Below are 14526 nucleotides of genomic sequence, written 5' to 3'. Positions count from 1 at the left end.
AGCAGGGAGAATGAAACATGGCGGATTATGGACTGGCGTTAGCAGGCGGTGGTACCAGAGGGGCGGCCCATGTGGGGGTATTGACGGCACTGGAGGAGGCAGGGCTTCTTCCGGACCGGATAGCGGGAGCCAGTGCAGGAAGCATTGTAGCCGGGCTTTATGCAGCAGGCATGGAAGTTGGAGAAATGCGGGAAGCGGTGCGATGGCTTGCAAGACACGGCAGAAGCTATATCGATCCGGATATTTTAGGAATTATTCTGTTTTTACCGCAGATCCTGCTGGGGAGAGAAACGGCTCTTAAGGGGCTCATAAAGGGAAACCGGCTTCAGCGTTTCCTGTGCGGGCTGACGGACGGACTGGAGATACAGGGGGAATGCAAAGGGCTGCTGATTCCGGCGGTGGATATTAACAGCGGGGATACGGTAGCCTTTACCAACCTGTTTCGGGATGAGATCCCGCTTTCCGCCTTAAGGCAGGAGCATGTGAAATGGGAGCGGACCGGGCTTCTGTGTGATATTATGATGGCCAGCTCCTCAGTCCCTGCCGTATTCCGGCCCAGGGAAATGAATGGCTATCTGCTGGTAGATGGCGGTGTGACAAACAATCTTCCGGTGGACCTTTTGATTGCTGCAGGAGAACCCCGGGTCCTGGCAGTGGACATTGGGGAAGAATATGAAATGCCTCATGATCATTCCATTATTGAAACAGCATTCCATTCTTTTTCCATTATGAGCCGGGAGCTTAAAGATTGCCGTTCCAGCGGTGAAATTCTTCTGTTAAAGCCGCCGCTGCCCAACGGGTCAGGGCTTTTGACTTTTGAATGCATGGAACGGTGTATGGAAGATGGTTATGTCTATACGAAAAAAATGATGCCGCGCATCAGACGGGTATTGGAAAAAATGGAATGCCTGTAGTTGCCGAACCAATGAAGGACTGGACCGTTTACCGGATCGCCGGAAAGACGCTTATGGAGCTGGCAGAATCGTAAAAAAGAAGAACGTACCCGGAGAATTGTTTTTATGTATTCTGTGTACGTTCTTTTTTTACTGCCTATTTATGATACAACAACCGTTTTGAAAATGCATTCCGGTACTCTGTAGGGGTCAGACCGTTGATTTTCTTATAGGCTTTGGCAAAATGATGGCTGTCGCTAAAACCGATGGAGGCGGCAATCTCTCCGATCGAATGATTGGTATCAGTCAGCATAAAATTAGCTAAATCCATTTTTCCCTTCAGTATAAACTGTTTTAAGGGGATTCCGGCTATGGTACGAAACAGATGGGAAAGGTATTTTTCATTATATCCAAAGTGATGGGCAACATCCGTCACTTTTAAATTATTTGCGGCATTCTGCGTTACGAAGTCAATAATATCATGGTATATTTGTTTCTGGCTTTTTTTATTGCGGAAATTCAATTGACTGGTATCATGAATCTGGCTGTGCAGTTCGCATAATATTACGGTTGACATGTAGTTTCGTATAACTCTGCTGTAATTCGTCTTGACGGCATCCTGTAACTGCCTCATTAGAACCAGGACCTTTTCTGAATTAGGAAGAGCCGCCTGCTTTGGAATAAAGAGTGATTGTTCATGAAGGGCTAAGGGGGAGCCGTCGGATTGAGTTTCTGGTATTTCCGTTACCTTAACTTCATGGCTGCAGGCGAAATGAAGCCAGTAAAAGGAGCAGAAGGAGGGACGGAATCCCCTTCGCCTGTTTCCGGGAGGAGGAAGAGGAGGTAGAAGGAGAAATTCACCGCTTTTTACGGTATAATCGACTCCATGATAGGATATATAAAGCGTGCCTTCTGTGATGATAAACAATTCGTAATCAATCAGGGGAAAATCTTCATGCACCCAATTGGGAGAAGGGGCCTCGAATTTTCCTGTCAAAACATATTCCAATGGGTGTTCAATCTTCAATTCAAAAGTATACATAGATTCCTTTTCCATTCTTATTTTTTTCCACTATTGAAAAATTCATTTGAAAATGTGTTATATGTTTTGGGAGCATACCTTTGCTTTTGTTGAGATATACCTATACATATTATACAATTAAACGGTTTATAAGTAAAGAATGACAGACAATATGACGTAAAAGTTGGATTCTGTGTAAAAAAGGAACTAGTTATAAGCTGAGAATGTCATTATATAACATTTTGACACATTTTATAGGGAAAATATATTTACTTTATGGAAAAATCATTTTATATTGTTCAAAACAACATTCTAAGAAAAGATCCTTATGAGGAGGCAGTAATCATGAAAAGAAGATCTGCAGCATTATTCCTGGCATTTCTTATGATTGCCGGAAGCCTTTCAGGATGCAGAAAAACCGGTAATCTTATGAATTCCGGTACAGACGGTCCGGCAGGCAGCGGGACAGCATCCGGTAAGACAAAACTTACGGCACTCTATATTTCTCATCCTCTTACAAAAAGCATTGATGATATGAAATGGGTTCAGGAATTGGAGGAACAGTGCAATGTAACGGTGGAATGGGAGCAGATTTATACGGATTGGGAAACGGTAAAATCAACCAGATTTGCATCCGGCAGCATTCCGGATTTATTATTTAATGCCACGGTTGATTCCGATTATGCAACCTATCATGGTTTATTCCAGGATCTGACGGATTTAATTGAAGCAGATGCGCCAAACATACAGTCCATGTTTCAAGAGGAGCCGGATACAAAAGTACTGGCTGCGGCAATGGACGGGCAGATTTTCGGCATTCCGAAGTTTCAGGGGAAATGGCCTTCAACCAATACGGTCATGTTCATTAATAAAGAATGGCTTAGTAAGCTTGGACTCAGGAAACCAACTACGTTTTCTGAATTAAAAACCGTATTGGAAGCATTTAAAAACGAAGATCCCAATGGGAACGGCAAAGCAGACGAGATCCCTCTTGATTATAATGCCTATGGGGGAAATAATGCATGGTTCAACAGTGCCTACTCTCTGACAAATCTGTTAGGCGGGCTGGGGATCCAGCTGACAGACTGGGGGTTGGATTCTTATTTTGCAGAAGACGGAGTTGTGAAAAGTTATGCGGTAGATGACCGTTATAAATTGTTCATGAAGTATTTGGCAGACCTTTATTCGGAAGGTCTTATAAACCCCAATGCGATTACCAATGATTATTCCGCTTATCAATCTCTTTCCCGCGGCAATGAACAGAAAGATGCGTTAGTAGGCGTTGTATTCGGATGGGAAGAGACAGATAAATTCGGAGCTTCCCTTTATACCCAATACGAGCCCCTGGCTCCTTTGGCTTATGATATCGGCTGTGATGCAAAAACTTATGATACCCGCTGGAGAAATGACTATACCGGCCTTAATATTTCTTCCAACAGAGTATGTATGAGTGCAAAATGTAAAAACAAAGATGCGGCCATGAAATTTATCGATGCATTTTACGATAAAACTGCCGGTGTGGAATCTTTATTCGGCGGGATAAGCGACGGCTGTATTGAAAAAACAGGAGAAGACAGTTATAAAATACTGCCGCCGTCAGATCCTGATACAGATGCCGGTACATGGAAGTGGACCAATACCTTTGCAGATAACGGACCCATGTATATCCGCAGAGATATACAGATTGAGATGGCACAGGACATGACCAATGCATTAAAAGAAAGGGACGTATATCATGACTTCCTGGCAAAAGCGGATCAATCAGATACTTATCCCCAGATGTTCATGAAATATACACCGGATGATTTAAATACCATGGCAGTGGCGCAGGCAAATATAAATAATATTATTGATAATTACTGGTCCCTGTGGCTGACCGGTGAATCTGACATTGATGCGGACTGGGATTCTTATGTTGAACGTGTTCATGCGGCCGGGTTAACGGACGTTTTAAAAATCCGTCAGGCGGCTTTTGATGCTTATTTAAGTAAATGAGAAAGAGGGGGAAATACCCTATGAGACAGGGACGGTCAGAGACTTCTATCAAAACAGATTACGGGGGATTGAGATATATAAGGCAGACCTGGCAGTTATGGGTTATGCTTCTGCCTGCTGTTATTTATATTTTTGTGTTCTGCTATGTTCCCATGTACGGGATACAGCTCGCTTTCCGTGAATATAACTTTTCGGCAGGTATTACAGGCGGCAGGTTCGTCGGGCTTCAGCATTTGTGCCATTGTATGTCTTATCCGGCATCTGGCAGAGTATGGGCTGGAACAGCATTATCTTCATCGCGGCCCTGTCTTCTGTTGACACATCGCTTTATGATGCCTGCCGGATAGACGGCGCCAACCGTTTTCAAACCATGTTATACATAGATTTCCCAGCAATCCTGCCTACGGTCATCATTCTTCTGATCATGAATATGGGAAATATTCTTAATGTGGGATTCGATAAAATCTATCTGATGCAGAACAGCTTAAATCTTGGAGCCTCCCAGGTAATCTCAACGTATGTATATTCTGTCGGGATCAAATCGTCCCAGTTCAGTTTCGGAGCGGCGGTTGGACTCTTCAATACCCTGATCAATTTTATATTTTTAATGATTACCAACCAGCTTGCAAAACGTGTTACCGGAACGGGGTTGATGTAAGGAGGAGATTATTATGGGGAAGGAAAATCAAACAGTCAGAAAATCGAATCACATACACAGCAAAAACAGGACGGATCGGATGTTTTCTGTTATCATCGTGCTGTTTAGTATATTCATTGTAATGATTATCGCATATCCGCTCTGGTTTGTTATCATTGCTTCCGTCAGCAATTCCGATCTGGTCAATTTGGGCGCAGTAACCTGGTATCCGAAGGATATTCGTTTTTACGGTTATGAACAGATCATGGAAGATGCAAGAATATGGAAGGGATATCTGAATACGGTCATCTATGTCCTTATAGGAACTGCCTTAAACATTGCCGTAACGATGCTGGCAGCATACGCTTTATCAAGGAAGGAATTTAAAATAAGAAATAAAATTATGTTTTACTTTGTATTTACCATGTTTTTTAACGGTGGTTTGGTTCCTCTTTATATGACCGTCAATGCGCTTCATCTCATTGGCAGCAGAATCATACTGATTATCATGGTATTAGTAAATACATATAATTTAATCATTGCCAGGACTTTCATTGAAAATTCCATTCCAAATGACTTATATGAAGCAGCGGTCTTAGATGGCTGCAGCCATTTTAAATATTTTATAAATGTGGTAATTTCCCTGTCAAAAGCGGTAATAGCGGTATTGATTTTATACTATGCTGTATTTCATTGGAATGATTATTTCAATGCGCTGATATTTAATAATAAAAGTGATTATGATCCGCTGCAGATCGTACTTAGACGAATTCTTTTGCTGAATGAGGCTTTTGCCAGCGGAAACGGAGGAGTCATGGGGGGTTATGCCCAAAGTTCGGCAGACCAGGTAAAATATGCGGTTATCATTGTTTCAACCGTTCCGATCCTTTGCGTTTACCCTTTCATACAGAAATATTTTGAAAAGGGCGTTATGATCGGAGCTATCAAAGGATGATCATTTAAATTTAAAGAAAGGACTGCTTAAGCATCGATTGATCTGCGGCAGAATCGTGTGAAAATGATTGATATTAAAAATAATAAAAAAATGAATAACAGGAATGCATCCTATCCGGTTTCATTAAGAAAAGTGAAAATAAATGATCATTTCTGGAACCCACGCATTAGTCTGGTCAAAGAGGTTGTTATTCCTTATCAGTGGGAGATATTAAATGACCGTGTGCAGGATGTGGAACCAAGTCATGCCATTAAAAATTTCAGAATCGCAGCCGGCCTGGAGGAAGGAAAGTTTTACGGATATTTTTTTCAGGACACAGATTTGGCGAAATGGCTGGAGGCAGTGGCATACAGTCTTCAGACCGCACCGGATGAGAGGTTGGAAAAGCTGGCGGATGAGGCGATTGATTTAATCGGGCTGGCACAGCAGGAGGACGGTTATTTAAATACTTACTTTACAATAGAACAGAAATATAAAAGATGGTCCAATCTGGAGGAATGCCATGAACTTTATACGGCAGGGCATTTTATAGAAGCCGGAGTTGCTTATGCGCAGGCAACCGGAAAACGTAAGCTGCTGGATATTGTTTGTAAATTTGCCGATTACATTGATGAGGTATTTGGTCCCGGGCCGGATAAGCTTCACGGCTATGACGGACACCAGGAAATTGAACTGGCGCTGGTCCGGTTATATAAAGCCACAAAGAATGAAAAATACTTGAATTTAAGCAAATACTTTCTGGATGTAAGGGGAACGGAGCCGTATTATTTTGTAAAAGAGTGGGAAAAGCGGAATAAAATTTCCTATTGGACGATGAAGGAAACGGAAAGCCCGGAAAACAGGCGTACCTATATGCAGACACACAGGCCCGTAAGAGAGCAGAAGGAGGCCATTGGCCATGCGGTCCGAATGGTATACATGTTAAACGGCATGTCGGAGGTTGCGAAAGAATGCGGGGATGAAAAGCTGTACGAAGCCTGCAGGATCTTAGGAGCAGATATTGTGAACAGACAGATGTATATAACAGGCGGAATCGGTTCCACATCCGTTGGGGAAGCCTTTACCTTTCCTTATGATCTCCCCAATGATACGGCATATTCTGAAACGTGTGCTTCCGTTGGTCTCATTAATTTTGCCCAGAGTATGCTGGAGACCGATTACAGAAATGGATACGGGGACGTTATTGAACGGGCTTTTTATAATATCATAATCGCTTCCATGTCCAAAGATGGAAAACATTACTTCTATGTAAATCCACTGGAGGTATGGCCGGAAGCCAGCGAAAAGAATCCGGTCAGGAACCATGTCAGGGCGGTCCGCCAAAAGTGGTTCGGCTGTGCCTGCTGTCCGCCGAACCTGGCAAGGCTGATTACGTCTTTAGGCAGATATATCTATACCTATAATGAGGATACGGTTTTTGTACACCAGTTTATAAGCAGTGAGGCTGAATTTGAGGTATCCGGCACTTTGATTCAGGTAAAACTGGATACTGATTACCCCTGGGAGGGGGATATCAGGCTTCAATTAAAGATGGACCAGGCGGCCTCCTTTAAGCTGGCTGTACGCATTCCCGGGTGGTGTTCTAAGATGTTTTTAAAAATCGACGGAGAAGATGCAGAGGCTGTTTTATCAGACGGGTATGTGATATTGGACCGGGAATTCCGCAACGGTTCTGAAATATCCTTAAAGCTTGAAATGACGGCTATGCTCATGCAGGCCAATACCAGTGTCAGGGCTGACCTTGGGAAAGCTGCGATTCAAAGGGGGCCGGTTGTTTATTGTATTGAAGAAGCAGACAATGGCAGTAACATATTTGATATAACTTTGGATGCAGATTCAGAACTGAAAGAAATATATGAAGACGATTTCCTGTCCGGGGCTGTCACGATACATACAACCGGATATCGAAGAAATGATGGCGGGGGATCAAAAGAAGCTTTATACAGTCCTTATACAGGAAAGAAAGAAAAGATCAGTATAAAAGCAGTTCCCTATTGCCTGTGGGGGAACAGGGGGGCTGGTGAAATGGAAGTGTGGATTAAGGTTTAAAGAAGAATGCAGCTATAGAAAGGATACGGCTGCTGCCACAGTACAGCAGCCTCTTTCCTTTTTGTTTCCTGATTTTACTTATTCACTTCCTGCATCTTCATAGCACGAACCTTTAATGGAAGGCCGAACAGCGTGATAAATCCGTCCGCATCGTGATGGTCATATAAATCACCTGTTGTAAAGGAAGCCAGGGACTCACTGTATAAGGAATACGGAGAGGTAGTCCCGGCCTTAATGATGTTGCCCTTGTAAAGCTTGAACTTCACTTCGCCGGTCACGTATTTCTGGGTGGATTCCACAAAAGCCTGGACCGCTTCGCGCAGCGGGGTGAACCATTTTCCTTCGTATACGATCTGAGCGAACTTGTTGCCCATATCCTTTTTCACTTCCATGGCGGCACGGTCTAAGACGAGTTCTTCTAACTGCTGGTGGGCCTCTAAAAGAATGGTTCCGCCGGGAGTCTCATAAACGCCCCGGGATTTCATGCCGACGACGCGGTTCTCCACGATATCCACGATACCGATGCCATGCTTGCCGCCCAGCTCGTTTAATTTCACAATGATATCGGAAACCTTCATTTTTTCTCCGTTTACGCTGACCGGAATACCCTTTTCAAAGGTCATGGTCACGTACTCGCCTTTGTCGGGCGCTTTCTCAGGGGAAACGCCTAATACCAGCAGGTGATCAAAGTTTGGCTCATTAGCCGGATCTTCCAGCTCCAGGCCTTCATGGCTGATGTGCCATAAGTTCCGGTCACGGCTGTAGCTGCTGTCAGCGGAGAAGGGAAGGTCGATCCCGTGCTGCTTACAGTATTCGATCTCGTCTTCCCGGGACTGCATGGTCCATACGTCAGTCATACGCCATGGAGCGATGATCTTTAAATCAGGAGCCAGAGCCTTGATGCCCAGCTCAAAACGGATCTGGTCATTTCCCTTTCCGGTAGCCCCGTGGCAGATGGCGGTAGCGCCTTCTTTTCTTGCGATCTCAACCAGTCTTTTTGCAATGGCCGGACGGGCCATGGATGTACCTAATAAATATTTGTTCTCATAAACGGCATTTGCCTGTACGCATGGTATGATGTAGTTGTCACAGAAATCATCGACCAGATCTTCAATATATAATTTGGAAGCGCCGGATAATTTGGCTCTCTCTTCCAAACCGTCTAATTCATTTCCCTGGCCGCAGTCGATGCAGCAGCAGATAACCTCATAATCAAAATTTTCCTTTAACCACGGGATAATGGCAGTGGTGTCCAGCCCGCCGGAATAAGCTAATATGACTTTCTCTTTCATTTATGGATCCTCCTCGACTATCAATGAATTTTTTTTGAAGAACTTTCATAAATATACACCAAAATAGTGTATAATGCAAGGGTAAAATGAAAAAGTATAAAAAAAACTTGCATAATATGCATTTTGGATGTATAATTATGAACTATCAGTAACCAGAGTGTACAGGAGACCTTTCTTTTTGCCGGATAAGCCTGTATAATCAAAGCATAAAATCAAATACCGGAATATGGCAGAAATAAAAAATGAATCATGCATGAATATAAGGAGAAATGATTATGATTAAGGCAGGAATAATGGGATCTACCGGATATGCAGGAGGGGAACTGGCAAGGCTTTTGCTCCAGAGAGATGATGTGGAGATCACATGGTACGGCTCCAAAAGTTATGTGGATCAAAAATATGCTTCTATTTATCAGAACATGTTTCAGATTGTGGATGATTCCTGCATGGATGATAATATGAAGGCCATGGCAGAAAAGGTGGATGTGATTTTTACGGCAACTCCCCAGGGCTTCCTTTCTTCCCTTATGAGTGATGATATTTTAGCAAAGACAAAAGTCATTGACTTAAGTGCCGATTACCGGATCAAGGATGCAGCTGTCTATGAAGAATGGTATAAAATAGAACACAAGACACCCCAATATATAAAGGAAGCAGTTTACGGGCTTCCGGAGATCAACCGGGAAGAGATCGGGAAGGCAAGACTGGTCGCCAACCCGGGCTGTTATCCCACCTGTTCCACCTTATCCATTTATCCGCTGGTAAAGGAAGGCCTCATTGATCCGGGTACCATCATCATTGATGCCAAGTCCGGGACCTCAGGCGCAGGAAGAGGAGCAAAGGTGGATAACCTTTATTGTGAGGTCAATGAAAACATCAAGGCTTACGGCGTAGGCGTTCACAGACATACGCCGGAGATCGAGGAACAGTTATCCTATGCGGCAGGGAAAACGGTCACCATAAGCTTTACCCCTCATCTGGTGCCTATGAACCGGGGAATCCTCATAACCGCCTATGGGACGCTTACCAGACCGGCTTCCTATGAGGAAGTAAAGGCAGTGTATGATAAATATTATGAAAACGAGTATTTCGTCCGGGTTCTGGAAAAGGATGTGGTTCCACAGACCAAGTGGGTGGAAGGCAGCAATTTCGTGGATGTGAATTTCAAGATCGATCCAAGGACCAACCGGGTGGTAATGATGGGGGCTATGGATAATCTGGTAAAAGGTGCAGCAGGGCAGGCCGTGCAAAATATGAATATCCTGTTTGGACTGCCGGAGAACAGGGGAATTAAGCTGATTCCCATGTTCCCGTAACATTTACAAATGTTTGGATAAAGGAAAATATTATGATCATTCGTACCATGACATTGGAGGATTATGACCAGGTTTATGAGCTCTGGTCAGGGATAAAAGGATTTGGAATCCGCACCATAGACGATTCCAGGGAAGGTGTGGAAAAATTTATAAAAAGAAATCCTGCCACCAGCGTGGTGGCGGAAGAGAAGGGAAAAATCATCGGATCCATCCTCTGCGGCCATGACGGGCGGCGGGGCTGCATGTACCATGTCTGCGTGGCCGGGGAATACCGGAACCGGGGAGTGGGCCATAAGATGGCGCTGGAAGCCATGGAAAGGCTCAGAAAAGAAGGAATTAATAAGGTAAGCCTGATCGCCTTTCAGTCCAATGCCGTGGGAAATAAATTCTGGCACAGACTGGGTTGGACCTTCCAGAAAGACTTAAATTATTACGATTTCAGTTTAAATGAGGACAATATCACAAAGTTTATTGAATAAATGGGAGGAACGAAATGAATCTAAAACGGATATCCGCGGATTTTTCCGTATGCAGACTGTCCGGACCGGCTGATCTTATAAGTCTTGATGGGAAGTCCGGATTCTGGTTTCTGGGAAAGACCGATGAGGAACTGTCACTGGTATGCGAAACATCAGCCGTACCGGAAAATGCCGAAGAGCGGGAAGACGGGTTTTCAGCATTCCGGATCGAAGGAGTCCTGGATTTTTCCCTGATCGGAATCTTATCGAAAATATCAACAATACTGGCGGATCATGGAATCGGAATATTCGCAGTATCCACATTTAATACGGATTACATTCTTGTGAAAAAAGAGAATTACGAAAAGGCCTTAAGGCAGCTGGAAGCGGCCGGATATACGATCATTGGTGCAGGGGAGGAAGCGTGATATGGAACAGATAAGCGGCGGAGTAACAGCGGCAAATGGATTTAAGGCTGCATCCACAGCAGCCGGGATTAAATACAAAGACAGAAAAGACATGGCCATGATTTACAGCGAAAAACCGTGTAAGGCAGCAGGTACCTTTACCACAAACATCGTGAGGGCCGCCCCGGTGAAATGGGATAAGGACATCGTGACAAATGCCCCTTATGCCCAGGCAGTGGTTGTCAATGCGGGGATCGCCAATGCATGCACCGGAGAAGAAGGGCTTCGTTACTGCAAAGAAACAGCAGAAGCAGCTGCAAAGTGCCTTTCTATCCCGGTTCATTCGGTTCTGGTCGCTTCTACCGGAGTGATCGGCAGGCAGCTTCCCATGGACCGGATCACAGCAGGAGTAAAAGCCCTGGCGCCCGCTCTCGGTGACAGCCGGGAGAAGGGAACAGAGGCAGCCATGGCGATCATGACCACCGATACCGTGAAAAAGGAAGTGGCAGTCCGGTTTGAGGCTGGCGGCAGGACCATTACTATGGGAGGCATGTGCAAGGGCTCCGGCATGATCCATCCAAATATGTGTACCATGTTAAGCTTTGTTACCACGGATGCGGCCATATCCAAAGAGCTTTTACAAGAAGCCTTAAGCGAAAACGTTAAGGATACCTACAATATGATTTCCGTAGATGGGGACACCTCCACCAATGATACCGTACTCCTTCTTGCAAACGGAATGGCCGGGAATCCGGAGATCACGGAAAAGAACGATGATTATTACGCCTTTTTAAAGGCACTTCATTTCATAAATGAAACGCTTGCAAAGAAAATGGCCGGTGATGGGGAAGGCTGCACCGCATTATTTGAAGTGAAGATCATCGGAGCGGAAACCAAGGAACAGGCCGTGACCCTTTCCAAATCCGTGATCACCTCCAATCTGACCAAGGCGGCCATTTTCGGCCATGACGCCAATTGGGGCCGGATCCTGTGTGCCATGGGTTATTCCGGAGCCATGTTTGATCCGGAAAAAGTGGACCTGTATTTTGAAAGTGCGGCCGGTAAGCTTAAAATTATTGAAAACGGCGTTGCACTGACCTACAGCGAAGAAGAAGCCACCAGGATCCTGTCAGAGCCGGAAGTTACCGCCACCGCGGATATCAAAATGGGAGAAGCCTCTGCGACTGCCTGGGGCTGTGACTTAACCTTTGATTATGTAAAGATCAATGCGGATTACCGCTCTTGAGTGAGAAAATAAGGAAGGAGAAAACATATGGAACTGGATCACAGCATTATGGAAAAAGCGGAGGTACTGATTGAAGCCCTTCCTTATATTCAGCGGTTCAACCGCAAGATCATTGTGGTAAAATACGGCGGCAGTGCCATGGTGGATGAAGCGTTAAAAAAGCATGTCATTCAGGATGTGGTGCTTTTAAAGCTGGTCGGTTTCAAGCCCATCATTGTCCATGGGGGCGGAAAAGAAATCAGTAAGTGGGTGGAAAAGTCAGGCATGGAGCCCCAATTCGTAGGTGGCCTCCGGGTGACCGATGAACCCACCATGGAGATCGCCGAGATGGTGTTAAACCGGGTAAATAAGAGTCTGGTCCAGTTGGTCAATGAGCTTGGCGTAAAGGCCGTAGGGATCAGCGGGAAAGACGGTATGATGTTAAAATGCCGGAAACGCTATTCAAACGGAGAGGATATCGGCTTCGTCGGAGATATTACGGAGGTAGATCCGCAGATCATATATGACCTGCTTGAGAAAGATTTTCTTCCGATTATCTGTCCGGTTGGCTTTGATGAGGATTTTAAGACTTATAATATCAATGCAGATGATGCGGCATGCGCCATTGCCACGGCCATGCAGGCGGAGAAGCTGGCTTTTTTGACGGATGTTGAGGGCGTATACCGGGATTTTCAGGATAAGGAATCCCTGATCTCGGAGATGTCCATTGAGGAAGCACAGGAATTTGTAAGCAGCGGTACCCTAGGCGGAGGTATGCTTCCGAAGCTGCAGAACTGCATTGATGCCATGAATCAGGGGGTATCCAGGGTACATATCATGGATGGAAGAATCCCCCATTGTCTCCTTTTGGAGATATTCACCAATAAAGGAATCGGAACGGCCATTGTGAGTCCGGGAGAGGAGCGGTATTATCATGCTGAGTAAACAGGAATACATTGATAAAGCAGAATCAGAGATTTATAAAATCTATAACCGTTTTCCCGTGGTTTTTGATCACGGGGACGGGGTGCGCCTTTACGATACGGATGGACAGGAATATCTGGATTTTGGAGCAGGAATCGCGGTGATGGGACTGGGCTACAACGACCCGGAATTCAATGAGGCTTTAAAAGCACAGGTGGATAAGCTCCTCCATACCTCAAATCTGTTCTACAATGTGCCGGCTGTGGAAGCGGGAGAGAAAATTTTAAAGGTATCGCAGATGGATAAAGTATTCTTTACCAACAGCGGAACAGAAGCCATTGAAGGCGCCATAAAGATAGCCAGAAGGTACGCTTACAATCGGGACGGCGGTCATGACCACGAGATAATCGCCATGAACCACTCCTTTCACGGCAGGAGCTTAGGAGCTCTTTCCGTAACGGGAAATGATCATTACCAGGAACCGTTTAAGCCGCTGGTTCCGGGCATCCGGTTTGCCGGTTTTAATGATCTGGACAGCGTAAAGAAACTTGTAAATGAAAAGACCTGTGCCATAATCATGGAAACTGTTCAGGGAGAAGGCGGCATTTATCCGGCAGATGAGGAATTCTTAAAGGGAGTAAGAAAGCTTTGTGACGATCATGATATGCTGCTGATTCTCGATGAGATCCAGTGCGGAATGGGACGGACCGGTAACATGTTCGCCTGGCAGAAATACGGCGTAAAGCCGGATGTGATGACTGTGGCAAAGGCCTTGGGAAACGGCTTGCCTGTGGGAGCTTTTCTGGCAGCCGGAAAGGCTTCCACTGCCATGGTTCCGGGTGATCATGGGACCACTTACGGCGGTAATCCCTTTGTGACAGCGGCTGCCCTTAAGGTGCTGGAGCTGTTTGAAGAGCGGAAGATTGTGGAGCATGTAAAGGAGATCGGGGAGTATCTTACGAAAAAACTTGATGGCCTGGTGGATCGGTATGCGGCCGTGGCCGAGCGCAGAGGGCTGGGACTGATCCAGGGGCTGGAATTCTCTGTGGCTGTGGCTCCGATTGTAAAGGAAGCGCTGCTGGAGCAGAAGATGATCCTGATCAGTGCAGGTACGAATGTCATTCGTTTTGTTCCGCCTCTGATCATTGAAAAAGAACATGTGGATGAGATGATCGGAAAACTGGAAGCAGTACTGGACCATCAAAAGGAATGAAATAGCAAAAAACGGAGATTTCGGAAAAACGGTTTTGGAAACTCCGTTTTTTATTATCTGGAAAAAGGCATTTTTGGAACAGCCAGGTCCCGGTTTTTCAGTTATAATGGGATTACCACGTGGAAAATGAAAAAGGAGGCA

General features: G+C 45.2%; 13 protein-coding genes. 11 read left to right on the top strand and 2 right to left on the bottom strand.

What is annotated here, in order from left to right:
• Window positions 1-17 precede the first annotated feature (17 nt).
• Window positions 18-914, top strand: coding sequence for a patatin-like phospholipase family protein (locus BQ9856_RS02045; RefSeq protein ID WP_077609491.1), 897 nt, complete (start codon window positions 18-20; stop codon window positions 912-914).
• Between the two features lie 136 nt (window positions 915-1050).
• On the opposite strand, the gene BQ9856_RS02040 is transcribed toward BQ9856_RS02045, so the two are convergent.
• Window positions 1051-1950 (bottom strand): helix-turn-helix transcriptional regulator, encoded by a 900-nt coding sequence (locus tag BQ9856_RS02040; RefSeq protein ID WP_200801236.1) that lies wholly within the window; start codon window positions 1948-1950, stop codon window positions 1051-1053.
• 309 nt (window positions 1951-2259) lie between these two features.
• Here BQ9856_RS02040 and BQ9856_RS02035 point away from each other — a divergent pair, with 309 nt between their 5' ends.
• The 4 genes from BQ9856_RS02035 (at window position 2260) to BQ9856_RS02020 (ending at window position 7550) form a co-directional block, all read left to right on the top strand.
• Complete coding sequence (locus BQ9856_RS02035) at window positions 2260-3909, top strand: extracellular solute-binding protein (RefSeq protein WP_077609490.1); 1650 nt, start codon at window positions 2260-2262, stop codon at window positions 3907-3909.
• A gap of 235 nt (window positions 3910-4144) precedes the next feature.
• Window positions 4145-4567, top strand: a complete 423-nt coding sequence (locus BQ9856_RS02030; RefSeq protein ID WP_328587225.1) for an ABC transporter permease subunit — start codon at window positions 4145-4147, stop codon at window positions 4565-4567.
• A gap of 13 nt (window positions 4568-4580) precedes the next feature.
• A complete protein-coding gene (locus tag BQ9856_RS02025) occupies window positions 4581-5501 on the top strand; it encodes a carbohydrate ABC transporter permease (protein ID WP_077609489.1) in 921 nt (306 codons plus the stop codon).
• A 63-nt stretch (window positions 5502-5564) separates the two neighbouring features.
• Window positions 5565-7550 (top strand): glycoside hydrolase family 127 protein, encoded by a 1986-nt coding sequence (locus BQ9856_RS02020; RefSeq protein WP_235839122.1) that lies wholly within the window; start codon window positions 5565-5567, stop codon window positions 7548-7550.
• A gap of 74 nt (window positions 7551-7624) precedes the next feature.
• Here the strand turns inward: BQ9856_RS02020 and BQ9856_RS02015 are convergent, their stop codons facing one another.
• Window positions 7625-8842 carry an argininosuccinate synthase gene (locus tag BQ9856_RS02015; protein WP_077609488.1) on the bottom strand — a complete coding sequence of 406 codons (1218 nt, stop codon included), beginning with the start codon at window positions 8840-8842 and terminating at the stop codon, window positions 7625-7627.
• Window positions 8843-9117: 275 nt separating this feature from the next.
• On the opposite strand from BQ9856_RS02015, the gene argC reads away from it, so the two are divergent.
• From argC to BQ9856_RS01985, 6 genes are read left to right on the top strand one after another with little or no spacing between them, the layout of a single operon-like run.
• Complete coding sequence (gene argC, locus BQ9856_RS02010; protein WP_077609487.1) at window positions 9118-10158, top strand: N-acetyl-gamma-glutamyl-phosphate reductase; 1041 nt, start codon at window positions 9118-9120, stop codon at window positions 10156-10158.
• A gap of 32 nt (window positions 10159-10190) precedes the next feature.
• Window positions 10191-10637 (top strand): GNAT family N-acetyltransferase, encoded by a 447-nt coding sequence (locus BQ9856_RS02005; RefSeq protein ID WP_077609486.1) that lies wholly within the window; start codon window positions 10191-10193, stop codon window positions 10635-10637.
• A gap of 14 nt (window positions 10638-10651) precedes the next feature.
• On the top strand, window positions 10652-11044 hold the full coding sequence (locus BQ9856_RS02000; RefSeq protein ID WP_077609485.1) for an ACT domain-containing protein: 393 nt from the start codon (window positions 10652-10654) through the stop codon (window positions 11042-11044).
• Window position 11045: 1 nt separating this feature from the next.
• Complete coding sequence (gene argJ / locus BQ9856_RS01995) at window positions 11046-12269, top strand: bifunctional glutamate N-acetyltransferase/amino-acid acetyltransferase ArgJ (RefSeq protein WP_077609484.1); 1224 nt, start codon at window positions 11046-11048, stop codon at window positions 12267-12269.
• Between the two features lie 27 nt (window positions 12270-12296).
• Window positions 12297-13193 (top strand): acetylglutamate kinase, encoded by an 897-nt coding sequence (argB, locus tag BQ9856_RS01990; protein ID WP_077609483.1) that lies wholly within the window; start codon window positions 12297-12299, stop codon window positions 13191-13193.
• The gene (locus tag BQ9856_RS01985) at window positions 13186-14385 is read left to right on the top strand and encodes an aspartate aminotransferase family protein (RefSeq protein ID WP_077609997.1); all 1200 of its coding nucleotides are present in this window, start codon (window positions 13186-13188) and stop codon (window positions 14383-14385) included. Before argB ends, BQ9856_RS01985 begins: the two co-directional genes overlap by 8 nt.
• Window positions 14386-14526 lie beyond the last annotated feature (141 nt).

The sequence above is a fragment of the Clostridium sp. Marseille-P2415 genome, assembly GCF_900155545.1.
GTDB lineage: Bacteria > Bacillota > Clostridia > Lachnospirales > Lachnospiraceae > Lacrimispora.
This window is presented reverse-complemented; position numbering and strand designations above follow the sequence as displayed.